Origin of the sequence: Paenibacillus cucumis (ex Kampfer et al. 2016) (genome assembly GCF_019748695.1) — a bacterium.
Lineage (GTDB): Bacteria > Bacillota > Bacilli > Paenibacillales > Paenibacillaceae > Paenibacillus > Paenibacillus polysaccharolyticus.
Genome location: NZ_JACLIC010000086.1, coordinates 1 through 351, shown reverse-complemented (window position 1 = coordinate 351; position 351 = coordinate 1). Strand labels below are relative to the sequence as shown.

General features: G+C 50.7%; 1 protein-coding gene. It reads left to right on the top strand.

What is annotated here, in order from left to right:
• On the top strand, positions 1-351 hold a 351-nt coding region (locus tag H7T88_RS28555; RefSeq protein ID WP_221791747.1), incomplete at both ends, for a hypothetical protein.

Sequence of the window (351 nt, the reverse complement as noted above, 5' to 3'; positions counted from 1 at the left end):
GCCGCGGGTGTAGGCGCGTGGAGCGAGCTGATCAGTGCAACAACATTACTGAACACGCCTGTTCTGAAAGCAACATCGGAAGAAACAGCAATCAACCTGACATGGGTAGCGATTGCCAATGCAACGAAGTACGAAATAGAAGCGGACGGCGCAGTCGTAGCTACGGTGGAAGAACCAAGCTATAGTCATACCTCCCTGTTGCCAGGCACAGCACATAAATATCGTGTTCGTGCATTAACGGAAACCAATACAAGTGCATGGACAGCCGTTCTAACACAGAGCACGATTCCTGCATCCGTCAGTGGTCTGGCGATTAACACCGTGACCAATGCAGCCATTGCGTTAAAATGG